Origin of the sequence: Achromobacter sp. Marseille-Q4954 (genome assembly GCF_943737025.1) — a bacterium.
GTDB lineage: Bacteria > Pseudomonadota > Gammaproteobacteria > Burkholderiales > Burkholderiaceae_B > Achromobacter > Achromobacter bronchisepticus_A.
In genome coordinates this window covers 2,295,033-2,308,901 of the sequence record NZ_CALSFQ010000001.1, presented here as the reverse complement: position 1 = coordinate 2,308,901, position 13,869 = coordinate 2,295,033, and the positions used below count along the sequence as shown (strand labels likewise).

Annotated in this window: 10 protein-coding genes; 5 read left to right on the top strand and 5 right to left on the bottom strand. The window is 66.8% G+C overall.

Going from position 1 to position 13,869, the window contains the following annotated elements; translation table 11 throughout:
• Positions 1-15: 15 nt before the first annotated feature.
• Positions 16-2,463, bottom strand: coding sequence for a penicillin-binding protein 1A (locus NGK62_RS10820; RefSeq protein ID WP_059379435.1), 2,448 nt, complete (start codon positions 2,461-2,463; stop codon positions 16-18).
• A 114-nt stretch (positions 2,464-2,577) separates the two neighbouring features.
• On the opposite strand from NGK62_RS10820, the gene NGK62_RS10815 reads away from it, so the two are divergent.
• The 3 genes from NGK62_RS10815 to NGK62_RS10805 are packed head-to-tail and all read left to right on the top strand — an operon-like array spanning position 2,578 to position 5,443.
• Entirely contained in the window at positions 2,578-3,219 is a 642-nt protein-coding gene (locus NGK62_RS10815; protein ID WP_054457189.1) for a shikimate kinase, read from the top strand.
• Positions 3,216-4,292 (top strand): 3-dehydroquinate synthase, encoded by a 1,077-nt coding sequence (gene aroB, locus NGK62_RS10810; RefSeq protein ID WP_251878321.1) that lies wholly within the window; start codon positions 3,216-3,218, stop codon positions 4,290-4,292. Before NGK62_RS10815 ends, aroB begins: the two co-directional genes overlap by 4 nt.
• A 2-nt stretch (positions 4,293-4,294) precedes the next feature.
• Positions 4,295-5,443 carry a deoxyguanosinetriphosphate triphosphohydrolase gene (locus NGK62_RS10805; RefSeq protein WP_373429025.1) on the top strand — a complete coding sequence of 383 codons (1,149 nt, stop codon included), beginning with the start codon at positions 4,295-4,297 and terminating at the stop codon, positions 5,441-5,443.
• A gap of 31 nt (positions 5,444-5,474) precedes the next feature.
• Here the strand turns inward: NGK62_RS10805 and NGK62_RS10800 are convergent, their stop codons facing one another.
• Together NGK62_RS10800 and NGK62_RS10795 are read right to left on the bottom strand one after the other, a co-directional pair.
• On the bottom strand, positions 5,475-6,668 hold the full coding sequence (locus NGK62_RS10800) for a M20 aminoacylase family protein (protein WP_118933134.1): 1,194 nt from the start codon (positions 6,666-6,668) through the stop codon (positions 5,475-5,477).
• Positions 6,669-6,691: 23 nt separating this feature from the next.
• Positions 6,692-7,693, bottom strand: coding sequence for a tripartite tricarboxylate transporter substrate binding protein (locus tag NGK62_RS10795; protein ID WP_251879562.1), 1,002 nt, complete (start codon positions 7,691-7,693; stop codon positions 6,692-6,694).
• A gap of 128 nt (positions 7,694-7,821) precedes the next feature.
• On the opposite strand from NGK62_RS10795, the gene NGK62_RS10790 reads away from it, so the two are divergent.
• Positions 7,822-8,724 carry a LysR family transcriptional regulator gene (locus tag NGK62_RS10790; protein WP_059379439.1) on the top strand — a complete coding sequence of 301 codons (903 nt, stop codon included), beginning with the start codon at positions 7,822-7,824 and terminating at the stop codon, positions 8,722-8,724.
• Positions 8,725-8,744: 20 nt separating this feature from the next.
• Here NGK62_RS10790 and NGK62_RS10785 read toward each other — a convergent pair whose 3' ends face one another.
• Positions 8,745-9,407: a glutathione S-transferase family protein gene (locus NGK62_RS10785; protein WP_118933104.1), complete on the bottom strand. Its 663-nt coding sequence runs from the start codon at positions 9,405-9,407 to the stop codon at positions 8,745-8,747.
• A gap of 45 nt (positions 9,408-9,452) precedes the next feature.
• A complete protein-coding gene (gene uvrA, locus NGK62_RS10780) occupies positions 9,453-12,296 on the bottom strand; it encodes an excinuclease ABC subunit UvrA (protein WP_502802956.1) in 2,844 nt (947 codons plus the stop codon).
• A 187-nt stretch (positions 12,297-12,483) separates the two neighbouring features.
• Here uvrA and NGK62_RS10775 point away from each other — a divergent pair, with 187 nt between their 5' ends.
• The gene (locus NGK62_RS10775; RefSeq protein ID WP_059379442.1) at positions 12,484-13,701 is read left to right on the top strand and encodes an MFS transporter; all 1,218 of its coding nucleotides are present in this window, start codon (positions 12,484-12,486) and stop codon (positions 13,699-13,701) included.
• The last annotated feature ends 168 nt before the right edge of the window (positions 13,702-13,869 follow it).

Below are 13,869 nucleotides of genomic sequence, written 5' to 3'. Positions count from 1 at the left end.
CTTGTCATTTGCGCGTCAGAACGGAATCTTCTGGGACCAGGGCGTGTTGCCTTGCGTGCCCACGCCCGGCGCCACCTTGATCTTGGTTTCCTCGCTGGTGCTGCCGTTCAGGCCGTTGAGGAATTCACCCAGCGTGTCGGCCTCGGGCAAGCCCAGGCGCGCCACCGCCTGCCCGGGCGGGAATTCGGAGAAGTAGAACTCGCCGTTTTCGACCAACAGGCCATCGGGACGGGGGCGCGGCTTCTCTTCGGGCACGCCCTTGAGGACCGTCTGCATGTAATCGACCCAAATCGGCATGGCGACGCCGCCGCCGGTTTCGCGCGAACCCAGGGACTTGGGCTGGTCAAAGCCCAGCCACGCGGTGGCGACCAGCGACGGGGTGTAGCCGGAGAACCAGGCGTCCACCGATTCGTTGGTGGTGCCGGTCTTGCCGGCGATGTCGTTGCGCTTGAGCAGGACGCGGGCGCGCGCCGCGGTGCCGTAGGTGGCCACGCCGCGCAGGATGTCGTCCATGACCCAGGCGGTGCGCGGATCGATGGCGCGGGCGGCGGCGTCGCCGGCCACGACCGGCTTGGACTGCATGATGACCTTGCCGCTGCTGTCGGTGACGCGGTCGATCAGGTAGGGCGTGACGCGGTAGCCGCCGTTGGCGAACACCGAGAAGGCGCCGGCCAGCTGCAAGGGCGTGACCGAGCCCGCGCCCAGCGCCAGCGGCAACACGGCGGGCTGGCGGGCCTTGTCGAAGCCGAAGCGGGTCAGGTAGTCCTGCGCGTACTGCGGGCCGATGGCCTGCAGGATACGGATCGACACCATGTTCTTGGACTTGTACAGGCCCTGGCGCAGGGTCAGCATGGGTTCGTACTGGTTGCCGTAGTTCTTCGGGTTCCAGGCCTTGGAGCCGGTCTGCGCGGCCGTCAGTTCGAAGGGCTGGTCCGAGATCTGCGTGCCCGGGGTCAGGCCGCGCTCCAGCGAAGCGGCATAGATGAAGGGCTTGATGTTCGAACCGGGCTGGCGCCAGGCTTGCGTCACGCGGTTGAAGTTGCCGCGGTAGAAGTCAAAGCCGCCGACCATGGCGCGGATGGCGCCATCTTGCGGCGACAGCGCCACGAAGGCCGCCTGCACCGAAGGCAGGTTGATGATTTCCCAGTTGTCGCCGAACTTGCGGATGTAGACCACGGAGCCGCGCTTGATGCGCTGCTCGGGTTTGGCCTTGTCGTTCAGTGCGCGCGCCACGACGCCCAGCACCTTCTTGTCGGTGACCGTGATGATCTCGCGCGAGCTGCGCGCCAGCTTTACTTCGGTGGGGCTGGCCGACAGCACCAGCGCGGTCAGCAGGTCGCCGCTGTCGCTGAACTTGTCGAACACGCCGTCCAGGAATTCGTCGAGCGCCTGCGGATTGTTCTCGGTGCCCGGCGGCAGGTCGAGCTGTTCCTCGGGGCCGGGGTAGGGCGCGCGGCGCGTGTATTCCAGCACGCCTTCGCGCACGGCGCGATAGGCCGCTTCCTGGTCCTTGGACTGCACCGTGGTGTAGATGTTGATGCCGCGCGAATAGACGTTGTCCTGGTACACGTTGAACAACAGCTGGCGCGCCAGTTCCGCCACGTATTCGCCATGGACGGAATAGCCGCCGGCCGGCGTGCCTTCCGCGGACTTCATGACGATGGGCTGGGCCAGCGCCTGTTGGTATTCCGGTTCGGTCAGGTAGCCCAGCGAGTGCATGCGGCCCAGCACGTAGCGCTGGCGCAGCTCGGCGCGCGGACGGTTGGCGATGGGGTTGAAACGCGACGGCGCCTTGGGAATGCCGGCCAGCATGGCGGCTTCCGCGGGCGTGACTTCCGACAGGGGTTTGCCGAAATAGGTGCGCGAGGCGGCCGCGAAACCATAGGCGCGGTGGCCCAGGTAGATCTGGTTCATGTAGAGCTCGAGGATCTGGTCCTTGGTGAGCTCCGACTCGATCTTGAAGGTCAGCAGCAGTTCATAGAACTTGCGCGAATAGGTCTTTTCCGACGACAGGTAGAAGTTGCGCGCCACCTGCATCGTGATGGTGCTGGCGCCCTGCGACTTCGACATGTTGACCAGGTTGGTCAGGCCCGCCCGCACCACGCCCATCCAGTCGATCCCGCCGTGCTGATAGAAGCGGTCGTCCTCGGCCGCCAGCACCGCGGACTTCATGACGTCCGGGATTTCGTTGAAGCGCAGCACGTTGCGGCGCTCTTCGCCGAATTCGCCGATCAGGACGCGATCCGCCGTAAAGACGCGCAGCGGCACCCGGGGGCGGTAGTCCGTCATGGCGTTCAGGTCGGGCAGGTTGGGCCAGGCCAGCGCCAACGCCATCCCGGCCAGCAACACGCCGCACAGGAACAGGCCGGCAAAGAAAATGCCGGTTTTTACGAAGAATCGCAGTATCGGGGAACCGCTCTTGGCGGGCTTGTCTTTCTTGGAGGAATTCTGGGGCTTGCTCATCGCGGCGATTTTACGGGTATCTCCGGGTCCGTCTTGGCACGGGGCACCGGTTTCTGTAACAAAGTCGTTCAGTGTGGTAGGCGGGCAACTGGCGGCTGATGTGATAATGCCGTCATGAACTTTTCCGCTAACTCATGTCCGGAGGCTGACCCGGACCCGGCGTCCTCCTGCGAGACGCCCGAAAACCAGCCTTGCGCGATCGAGTGCACAGGCAAGGCCGCCACGCTGCCGCATGACCTGCCGGTTTTCCTGGTCGGGATGATGGGCGCGGGCAAGACCACCATAGGGCGTGGCTTGGCGCGTGCCCTGGGGCGCGAGTTTATGGACTTGGATCATGAGCTCGAGGCGCGTTGCGGCGTGCGGGTGCCGGTAATCTTCGAAATCGAGGGCGAGGCCGGTTTTCGTCGCCGGGAATCCGCCGCCTTGGAAGAGTGTACCCAACGGCGCAACATAATTCTTGCCACCGGCGGCGGCGCGATCCTGGCGCCGGAAAACCGCCAGCGCCTGCGCGAACGCGGCATCGTGGTCTACCTGCGCGCCAGCGTGGACGAACTGTTCCGCCGCACCTGCCGCGACCGCAACCGTCCCCTGTTGGCCACGGCCGACCCGCGCGGCACGCTGCGTGACCTCATGACCCTGCGGGAACCCCTCTATAAGGAAGTGGCCGACCTGGTGGTGGAGACGGGCGCCATGCCCATCCACACCCTGGTCAAGGCGCTGCTGCCGCAACTGCAAGCCTTCGAGAAGCGCATATGAACGTTGTACACGTGGACACCCCGGGCGGGGCCTACCCGATCCATATCGGCGCCGGCCGCCTGGACGTCCTGGACCAGAGCATTCCGGCGGACGCCACCGCGATCGCCGTGGTCACCAATCCGACCGTCGCGGCCCTGTATGGCGAACGCGCCGAAGCCGCGCTGGCCCGTACCGGCAAGCGGGTGCTGCGCATCGAATTGCCCGATGGCGAAGCCTACAAGGACTGGCAATCGCTGAACCTGATCTTCGATGCCTTGCTGGGCAACCGCCTGGACCGCCGCTGCGTGCTGGTGGCGCTGGGCGGCGGCGTCATCGGCGACATGACCGGTTTCGCGGCCGCGGTCTACATGCGCGGCGTGCGCTTCCTGCAGGTGCCCACGACCCTGCTGTCGCAGGTCGATTCGTCCGTGGGCGGCAAGACCGCCGTCAACCATCCGCTGGGCAAGAACATGATCGGCGCGTTCTACCAGCCGGTGGCCGTCGAGATCGATACCGACGTGCTGAACACGCTGCCGGCGCGCGAGGTGTCCGCGGGCCTGGCGGAAGTGATCAAGTATGGCCTGATCCTGGATCCGGCCTTCTGGTCCTGGTGCGAGGAAAATGCGCAGAAACTGCGCGAGCTGGATGCCGAGGCGGTGGCCTACGCCATCCGCCGCTCCTGCGAGCTCAAGGCCCAAGTGGTAGGCAAGGACGAGCGCGAGTCCGGCCTGCGCGCCATACTCAACCTGGGCCACACCTTCGGCCACGCCATCGAGTCCGGCCTGGGTTATGGCGCCTGGCTGCATGGCGAGGCGGTCGGTTGCGGCATGGTGCAGGCTGCCGAGCTGTCGGCCGATGTCGCCGGTTTCGACCGCGCCGACGTGGCGCGGGTGCGCGCCCTGGTGGCCGCCATCGGTTGCCCCGTCGTGGCTCCTGACCTGGGCGCCGACCGCTGGCTGGACCTGATGCAGGTGGACAAGAAGACGGAAGGCGGCTCGATCCGCTACGTGCTCATGCCGCGCATCGGCGAAGCCATGACCCGGGCTGCTCCCGACGACGCCGTGCGCGCCGTCCTGGCTCGCACTACTCAATAGACATGCTGGAGACGGTGTTGCAGATGAAAGAGCTGGCTTCCTATGCATCCCACCCGTCTCAATCGCGCGGGCGGACCTATGCCGAGCCGCCGCCGGAAAACCGGACGGAGTTTCAACGCGATCGTGATCGCATCGTCCATTCCGGCGCCTTCCGGCGCCTGGAATACAAGACCCAGGTCTTCGTGAACCACGAGGGCGACCTGTTCCGCACCCGCCTGACCCACAGCCTGGAAGTGGCCCAGATTGCGCGCACGCTGGCGCGCAGCCTGGGCCTGTCCGAAGACCTGACCGAAGCCATTTCGCTGGCGCATGACCTGGGCCACACGCCGTTCGGCCATGCCGGCCAGGACGAGCTCAACGCCTGCATGCGCGAATTGGCGCCCGAGGCGGGCGGCTTCGAGCACAACCTGCAAAGCCTGCGGGTGGTGGACGAACTCGAAGAACGCTACGCGGACTTCAACGGCCTGAACCTGTGTTTCGAAACGCGGGAAGGCATTCTCAAGCACTGCTCGGCCGCGCACGCGCGCCAGTTGGGCGAGGTCGGCCAGCGCTTTCTGGACCGCACCCAGCCCTCGCTGGAGGCGCAGTTGGCCAACCTGGCGGACGAGGTCGCTTACAACAACCACGACATCGACGACGGCCTGCGGTCGGGCCTGATCACGCTGGAACAGCTGAAGGAAGTATCGATCTTCGAGCGCCATCACGCCCATGTGCTGGAAAGCTATCCGGGGCTGGCTGCGCGCCGCGCCGTGGCCGAGACCATACGCCGCATGATCAATACGCTGATCGTCGACCTGACGCGGACCTCGCTGGCGCGCATCCGCGAGTTCGCGCCCGCCACCGCCGACGACGTGCGCCGCGCGCCGCCGCTGGCGACCTTCTCACCCGAGATCCGTAGCGAGGCCGACGAGCTGAAGAAATTCCTGTTCGACAACCTGTACCGTCACTACCGCGTGCTGCGCATGACGGCCAAGGCGCGCCGCATCGTGCGCGAGCTGTTTGCGGCTTTCCTGGACGATCCGCGCCTATTGCCGCCCGACTATCGCCGTCCGGCTTTCAACGAGCAGGCCCGCGCCATCGCCGACTACATTGCGGGCATGACGGACCGCTACGCCATCCGCGAACACAAGCGCCTGTTCGAGATGGCCTGAGGCCCGCGGGCCTCAGGCTTGCGCCGCGGCTTCAGCCCGCCAGATAGCGCTGCGTCAGCAGCACCCAGTAGGCTGCGCCTACGGGCAGGCTATGGTCGTTGAAGTCATAGCCCGGGTTGTGCACCATGCAGGCCCCATGCCCGCTGTTGAAGCCTTCCGCCGAGCCATCGCCATTGCCCACCAGCAGGTAGGAGCCGGGCACTTCCTCCAGCATGAAGGCGAAGTCCTCGCTGCCGGTCAGCGCCCGGGTCTGGAGGTCCACTTGCCCGGCGCCCACCAGTTCCACCGCGACCTGGCGCGCGAAATCGGTTTCTTCGCGAGTGTTGACCAGCACGGGATAACCGCGACCGTAGTCGATGGTGGCGCGCACCTGATAGCTGGCCGCCTGGCTGTGGACCAGTTCCGTGATGCGGGCTTGCAGCGTGTCGCGCACGCCACGGTCCAGCGCACGCACGCTGAGTTTCAGCGTGGCGGTCTGGGGGATGACGTTGTTGGCTTTACCCGCATTGAATGCGCCGACCGTGATCACCGCCATGTGCAGGGGATCGATGTTGCGCGCGACGATGCTTTGCAGGCCCAGCACGATGGCCGCGCCGGCCACCACCGGATCGGCGGCGCAATGCGGCATCGCGCCGTGTCCGCCCACGCCTTCCAGCACGATGGTGACGTTGTCGGATGAGGCCATCGCGGCGCCGTCGCGCAGCAGCAGGCGGCCTTGCGGATGGCCCGGCATGTTGTGCATCGCGAAGATGGCGTCGCAGGGATACTTGCGGAACAGTCCGTCCTCCATCATGCGCTTGGCGCCGCCCAGGCCTTCCTCTGCGGGCTGGAAGATCAGGTTGAGCGTGCCGTCGAAGCCGCCATGCTTGGCCAGATGGTGCGCCGCCGCCAGCAGCATGGCGGTGTGGCCGTCGTGCCCGCAGGCATGCATCACGCCTTCGTTGCAGCTGGCGTGCTCCAGGCCGGTCGCTTCCTGGATGGGCAGGGCGTCCATGTCGGCGCGCAGTCCCAGGCGCTTGCCGCCGCTGCCGCGGCGCAACTGCCCCACCACGCCGGTGCCGCCCAGTCCGCGTTCCACTTCATAGCCCCATTGCGTCAGGCATTGCGCCACCAGATCGCTGGTGCGGAACTCCTGGAAGCCGAGTTCGGGGTGGCGGTGGATGTCGCGGCGGATCGAGACGAACTCATCGGCCTGGGCGGTCATGGCCTGCAGAACGGGATGCATGGCGGAGAAGTCCTGGAATCGGGTCACGGATTGCCTGCCAGTTTCATGTGGCTGGAGATTTCGCGGAAGCGCTCGGTCTCGGCGCGGTACATGGCGTCGGCCTGTTCCGCGCTCATGGGGGCGGAGACTTCGATGTTCTGATGCGCCAGGCTGTCCTTCACCGAGGGATCCTGCATGGCGGCGTTGAGCGCGGTATTCAGCCGCAAGACCACGTCCTGCGGCGTGTCGCGCTTGACGAAGTAGCCGGTCCAGGTGGTGAAGTTGAACCCCTTGAGCAATTGGCCTTCGTTGACCGACGGCACGGTCTTGAGCGCGGGCAGCTGGCTGCGCTGCGGCTCCAGGGTGGCCAGCAGCTTGATGCGGCCTTGCTCGGCCAGCGCTACCTGCTGCTGCGACAGCGGCAGAATGGCCAGGTCCACCTGACCGCCGCCGATGTCCTGCATCAGCGGCGCGCCGCCCTTGTAAGGCACGTGCATCATGTTGACGCCGATGGTGCGGGCCATGTGTTCGCCCAGCACGTGGTACAGCGAACCCACGCCCACGCTGCCGAAGCTCAGCGGCTGGGTGGCCGAGCGCGAACGCGCCAGCGTGACCAGTTCGTCGGCGTTGTTGGCGGGCAGGTCGGCGCGCGCCACGATCACCATGGGCGCCATACCTATCATTTGTACCAGGCGGAAATCCTCGCTCTTGAGCTTGATTGCGGGGTTGGCTATGGGGGACAGAATCAGTTCGTTGGGCGAGCCCTGGAACAGGTAGTAGCCGTCGGCCTTGGCTCCCAGCACCTTTTGCGCTCCCAGCGCGCCGCTGACGCCGCCCAGGTTCTCCACCAGCACGGGCTGGCCGAGTTGCTTGGACACGGGCGAGGCCACGACCCGGGCGATGGAATCGGATGCGCCGCCGGCCGGGTAGGGCACCATCATCATGACGGCACGGTCGGGATAGTCTGCGGCGCGGGCGCCCTGGCCCAGCAGCGTCGCGCCCAACGCCAGCGCGCAGCCGGCCAGGCGCAGGCCATTGAAAAGCATGCTCACGAAATTCCCCTTGGAATGATCTAGTCGTGATTCGCATGCTAGGGACAGGCCTCGCTAGTTGTCTAACGAATTGTTATTCTGGAAGCTAGAAAAAAAACTCATAGATAAACGGGGACTCGAGCATGAATCTCAAGCAGCTCGAACATCTGTTGGCCGTGGCCGAGGCGGGTTCCTTCAGCCGCGCGGCCGAACGCCTGTACCTGACCCAGTCGGCGCTCAGCCGCAGCATCCGCCTGCTGGAAGAAGACCTGGGGGCGCGCCTGCTGGACCGCATGGGCAAGCGCACCGAGCTGACTCCGCTCGGCCTGACCGTCGCCAGCCGCGCGCGGCGCATCCTGTTCGAATCGGGCGAGCTGCGCCGCAGCGCGGAACTGCTGACCCAAGGCGACCGGGGCAGCATCAGCATCGGGCTGGGTTCGGGGCCGGGCGTCATGCTCATGACGCCGCTGCTGGCGCACGTGGCGCAGCACTATCCGCAATTGCGGCTGGACGTGATGCGCGGTTCGCCGGAGGCGCATCTGGCGCTGTTGCGCCAGCGGCGCCTGGATGCGCTGGTGGTCGATACGCGCGGCATCGTGCCGGCGGCCGATCTGCGCATCGAACCCATTTCGGAAATGCGCGCCGGGTTCATCTGCCGCCGCGGCCATCCGCTGGCGCAGACGGGTCGGCCGGCGCGCTTCGCGGAGGTCGCGGCCTATCCGCTGGCGTCCACGTTTCTCGCGGCCGATACCGTACGCATCGTGGTCGACCATTTCGGTGTTGAGGCCGACCCGCAGAGCGCGATGCGCCTGCGCTGCGATGAAATCGGCAGCGTGCTGGAAGCGGTGCGCGTGTCGGACGCGGTGTTCCTGGGCATCGTGGGCGCGGCGCGGGTCGGCATCGCCGCGGGCGAATTGACGGAGTTGCCCACCGATCCGCCGCTGCGCAGTCACGCGCTGTTCGCGATGGTGACGCTGACGGGCCGCACCGAAGCGCCGGCGATGGCGCTGGTGCGTGAATTCGTGGCCCAGCGCCTGCGCGATTGAACGCGTCGATTGAACGTGCTTCAGCGCTGCTTGCGGTAGGGCTCGTCTTCGGGCACGAAGGTGGCTTCCGCGAGCGCGTCGCGGGTCCATTCCTGCATGGCGGGCAGCGCCAGCACGGCGTCCATATAGTCGCGCACCGGGCCGGACGCCGCGATGCCATAGGTCGTGAAGCGCGAGACCACCGGCGCGAAGAAGGCGTCGGCAATCGAGAACTCGCCGAACAGAAACGGCCCGCCCTGGCCGAATGCCGCGCGCGTGTCGTGCCAGATCGCTTGCAGGCGCGCGATGTCCTGTAGCGCAGCCGCGGGAAAGTCGATGCCGGGCAGGTGCGCCTCGACGTTCATGGGTAGCGCCTGGCGCATTGCGCCGAAGCCGCTGTGCATCTGCGCGGCGAGCGACCGCGCGCGGGCCCGGGCCCGCGCGTCCTGGGGCCACAGGCGGGCTTCGGGATGGCGTTCGGCCAGATACTCGCAGATCGCCAGCGTGTCCCAGATCGCGAATTCGCCATCCAGCAGCACCGGCACCAGGCCCGCGGGCGATACCGCGCCCACGCGGCGCGAGAATTCCTCGGTGAAGAAACCGAGCTTTTGCTCGGTAAACGGGATGCCCGCGACGCGCAAGGCGATCCATGGCCGCAGGGACCAGGACGAGTAGTTCTTGTTGCCGATGATCAAGGTGTACATGCCGCGATCCTTCCTAGCCGTTGATGTGATGATTCAGGCGCCGGTTCAGCGGCGCAGCAGCTTGCCCAGGTATTGCCCGGTGTGGCTGGCGGACGTGCCGGCCACGTCTTCGGGCGTACCCTGCGCCACTACGCGCCCACCGCCGTCGCCGCCTTCGGGACCCATGTCGACCACCCAGTCCGCAGTCTTGATGACGTCCAGGTTGTGCTCGATGATCAGCACCGTATTGCCGCTGTCGACCAACTGGTTCAGCACCTGCAGCAGCAGTTCGATGTCGCGGAAGTGCAGGCCCGTGGTGGGCTCGTCCAGGATGTAGAGCGTGCGGCCGGTGCTGCGTCGCGACAGCTCCTGCGACAGCTTCACGCGCTGCGCTTCGCCGCCCGACAGGGTGGTCGCGCTCTGGCCCAGCCGGATATAGGACAGGCCCACGTCGATCAGCGTGTGCAGCTTGCGGGCGATGGCCGGCACGGACTCGAAGTATTCCAGCGCCTGCTCGACCGTCAGGTCCAGCACTTCGCTGATGTTGCGGCCGCGATAGCGGATTTCCAGCGTTTCGCGGTTGTAGCGCTTGCCGTGGCAGACGTCGCAAGGCACGTACATGTCGGGCAGGAAGTGCATCTCTACCTTGACCACGCCGTCGCCCTGGCAGGCCTCGCAGCGGCCGCCCTTGACGTTGAAGCTGAAGCGCCCGGGGTCATAGCCGCGGGTGCGCGCTTCCGGCACGCCCGCGAAGAGTTCGCGGATGGGCGTGAACAGGCCCGTGTAGGTAGCGGGGTTGCTGCGCGGCGTGCGGCCGATGGGGCTCTGGTCCACGCTGATGATCTTGTCGAAGTTCTCCAGCCCCTGCATCGACACGTAGGGTGCGGGTTCGCTCTGCGCATGGTGCAACTGGCGCGACACGGCGACCGCCAGCGTGTCGTTGACCAGCGTGGACTTGCCGGAACCGGACACGCCGGTCACGCACACCAGCCGGCCCGCCGGGATGCGCAGGTCCACGTTCTTCAGGTTGTTGCCGCTGGCGCCCGTCAGGGTGAGCCAGGACAGTTCGTCGTTGACGGGGCGCCGCTTGGGGATGGCGATGGCGCGCGCGCCGCTCAGGTACTGGCCGGTCAGCGACTGGGGGTCGCGCTGCACGGTTTCCGGGTCGCCCTGCGCCACCACCTGGCCGCCGTGTTCGCCCGCGCCCGGTCCCATGTCCACGACCCAGTCGGCCATGCGGATCATGTCTTCGTCGTGCTCCACGACGATGACGCTGTTGCCGAGGTTGCGCAGGTGCTGCAAGGTGCCGATCAGGCGATCGTTGTCGCGCTGGTGCAGGCCGATGGAGGGCTCGTCCAGCACGTACATCACGCCGGTCAGGCCCGATCCGATCTGGCTGGCCAGGCGGATGCGCTGCGCCTCGCCGCCCGAGATGGTGTCGGCGCTGCGGTCCAGCGACAGGTAGTTCAGGCCCACGTTGTTCAGGAAGCTCAGGCGCGCCTCGATCTCGCGCACGATGCGCTGCGCGATTTCCTGCTTGGCGCCCGTCAGGCTCAGGTCGCGGAACCAGGCCAGGCAGGTCGACAGCGGCATGGCCTCGACTTCGTAAATGGCCTGGCCGTGGCGTTCGCCGCCCCGCGGATCCTGGCCGATCAGCACGTTGCGGGCCTCGGGCCGCAAGCGCGATCCGCCGCAGTCCGGGCAGGTCTTGATGTTGCGGTACTTGCCGAGCTCTTCGCGCACGGTGGCCGAATCGGTTTCGCGCCAGCGGCGTTCCAGGTTCGGGATCACGCCCTCGAAAGTATGGCGCTTGACCGTGCTGCGGCCTTTCTCGTTCAGGTAGAGGAACGAGATCTCTTCGTCGCCGGAGCCGTACAGCACCTTGTCGCGCAGCGCCTCGGGCAGTTCCTCGAAGGGCGCCTCGATGTCGAATTCATAGTGCGCCGCCAGGCTGGTCAAGAGCGAATGGGTGAAGGCGTTGCGGCGGTCCCAGCCGCGGATGGCGCCGGCCGCCAGGCTGAGTTCGGGGAAGGCGACCACGCGCTTGGGGTCGAAGAAACCGACCTGGCCGATGCCGTCGCAACTGGGGCAGGCGCCCATGGGGTTGTTGAAGCTGAACAGGCGCGGTTCCAGCTCGGGCAGGCTGTGGCTGCATACCGGGCAGGCGTAGCGGCTGGAGAAGACCTGTTCGCGGCCGTTGTCCATGTCCAATGCCAGGGCGCGGCCTTCGGCCAGCTGCAACGCGGTCTCAAAGCTCTCCGCCAGGCGCTGCTTGCTTTCGGGCTTGATGCGCAGCCGGTCGATGACGACGTCGATGTCGTGCTTCTCGGTCTTTTTCAACGGCGCCATGCCGTCGATTTCGGTCAGCTGGCCGTCCACGCGCAGGCGCACGTAGCCCTGCGCCTGCAGGCTGGCGCATTCGTCCTCGAAGCTGCCTTTCTTGCCGCGCGCGATCGGCGCCAGCACCGCCAGCCGGGTTTCGGGCGTCCAGGACAGCACCGCGTCCACCATCTGGCTGACGCTTTGCGCCTGCAGCGGCAGGCCATGGTCAGGGCAGTAGGGCGTGCCGACCCGCGCGTACAGGAGCCGCAGGTAGTCGTGGATCTCGGTAATGGTGCCGACGGTGGAGCGGGGGTTGTGGCCCGCGGCCTTCTGTTCGATGGAGATGGCCGGGGACAGGCCCTCGATCAGGTCCACGTCCGGCTTGTCCATCAGCTGCAGGAACTGGCGGGCGTAGGCGGACAGGCTTTCCACGTAGCGGCGTTGGCCCTCCGCGTACAGCGTGTCGAAGGCCAGCGACGATTTGCCCGAGCCGGACAAGCCGGTGACGACCACCAGCTTGTGGCGTGGCAGGTCGAGCGAGACGTTCTTGAGATTGTGGGTGCGCGCACCCCGAATGCGTATTGTCACGTCCATCGGGCTCTTTTAAGCGGTTTCAAAGGCCAACTTGGTACTATAGCGCGCCGAATCCCCCTGCGTTCGGGGCAGTACTCCAGCCTGGATAGACCCGGGGGGCGGCGCCGCACCGCCAGATCAGACCGTGAGCGTGTGACATCCACGCGCGCAGGCGAGCCCTAGTCATCGTTGAATTTTTCGCATGCAGGCAGATAAAAAACTGAAATTGACCCCGTCCGAGCGCCGCGCCAGCGTGGCGCTGGCCGGCCTGTTCGCCGCGCGGATGCTGGGGCTGTTCCTGTTGCTGCCCGTCTTTGCCGTGGCCGCCGCCGGCATGCCGGGCGGCGACGATCCCGCCCGCGTCGGCCTGGCGCTGGGCATGTACGGCCTGACGCAGGCCTTCATGCAGATTCCTTTCGGCCTGGCGTCCGACCGCTGGGGCCGCCGCCCCGTGGTGCTGTTCGGCCTGCTGCTGTTCGTGGCGGGCAGCATCGTCTGTGCGCAGGCCTCCGACGTGTACTGGATCACCATCGGCCGCGCCATTCAGGGCGCGGGCGCGATTTCCGCGGCGGTCACCGCCTGGTTGGCGGACTCGACCCGCGACGAGGTCCGCACCCGCGCCATGGCCATGGTGGGCGGCTCGATAGGCCTGTCCTTTGCCGTCTCGCTGGTGCTGTCGCCCGTGCTGGTGGGCTGGTGGGGCCTGTCCGGCCTGTTCTGGACCATCGCCTGCCTGGGCGTGATCTGCCTGGCTGTGGCCGGCTGGGTCGTGCCCGTGGTGCCGCTGACCCAGGCCCGCACCATGCAGGCGGCCCGGCCGCGCGAAGTCTTGACCCACAGCGATCTGCTGCGCCTGAATTTCGGCGTTTTTGTCCTGCATCTGATCCAGGTGGCGCTGTTTGTCGTGGTGCCGGCCCTGCTGGCGAAGGTGGGCGGCCTGGACGCGCGCGAGCTCTGGAAGGTCTACCTGCCCGTCATCCTGGTGTCCTTCGTGCTGATGGTGCCGGTGGTGTTCGTCGCCGAAAAGCGCCGCGCCCATCGCGGCGCCCTGCGCGCCGCCGTGGCCGGATTGGTGCTGGTGTGCGCCTTGCTGCCCGCGGCCAGCCATGGTTTCTACACCTTGGCCGCCGCCCTGACAGGCTTCTTCGTGGCTTTCAACGTGCTGGAAGCCCTGCAGCCCTCGCTGGTGTCGCGGGTTGCGCCGCAGGCCTACAAGGGCCTGGCGCTGGGCTTCTACAACACCGCTCAGGCCGCTGGCCTGTTCGCGGGCGGCGCGCTGGGCGGCTGGCTGGCCTCGCATTCCGGTTCCAACGCCGTTTTCATCGCCGCCGCCGGCCTGTCGGCGATCTGGCTGGCGGTGACCTGGGCGCTGCGGCCGCTGCCCGAGGCGGACCGCCCCGCGTCGGCGCGGGCCGGCTGAAACATCTCGGATCGCACCCCCAAAAGCGGTCAATAGCCACGAAAATCGGCTCGCCAGGGTGGACGGCTTTGTCACATCCTGGTTTGGCGCGGCGGGCTCTTTTCGTCGATAATACGCATCAAATCAGGGCTTCACTCAGGGTTCAACCCGGCGTCGCCGGTCATCGTT

What these genes read in the sequence shown, in the direction of transcription:
- NGK62_RS10775 (WP_059379442.1), top strand. Translation starts at nt 12,484, where the DNA reads ATGCAGGCAGATAAAAAACTGAAATTGACCCCGTCCGAGCGCCGCGCC.
- NGK62_RS10795 (WP_251879562.1), bottom strand. Translation starts at nt 7,693, where the DNA reads ATGCTTTTCAATGGCCTGCGCCTGGCCGGCTGCGCGCTGGCGTTGGGC.
- aroB (WP_251878321.1), top strand. Translation starts at nt 3,216, where the DNA reads ATGAACGTTGTACACGTGGACACCCCGGGCGGGGCCTACCCGATCCAT.
- NGK62_RS10805 (WP_373429025.1), top strand. Translation starts at nt 4,295, where the DNA reads ATGCTGGAGACGGTGTTGCAGATGAAAGAGCTGGCTTCCTATGCATCC.
- NGK62_RS10790 (WP_059379439.1), top strand. Translation starts at nt 7,822, where the DNA reads ATGAATCTCAAGCAGCTCGAACATCTGTTGGCCGTGGCCGAGGCGGGT.
- NGK62_RS10785 (WP_118933104.1), bottom strand. Translation starts at nt 9,407, where the DNA reads ATGTACACCTTGATCATCGGCAACAAGAACTACTCGTCCTGGTCCCTG.
- NGK62_RS10800 (WP_118933134.1), bottom strand. Translation starts at nt 6,668, where the DNA reads ATGCATCCCGTTCTGCAGGCCATGACCGCCCAGGCCGATGAGTTCGTC.
- NGK62_RS10815 (WP_054457189.1), top strand. Translation starts at nt 2,578, where the DNA reads ATGAACTTTTCCGCTAACTCATGTCCGGAGGCTGACCCGGACCCGGCG.
- NGK62_RS10820 (WP_059379435.1), bottom strand. Translation starts at nt 2,463, where the DNA reads ATGAGCAAGCCCCAGAATTCCTCCAAGAAAGACAAGCCCGCCAAGAGC.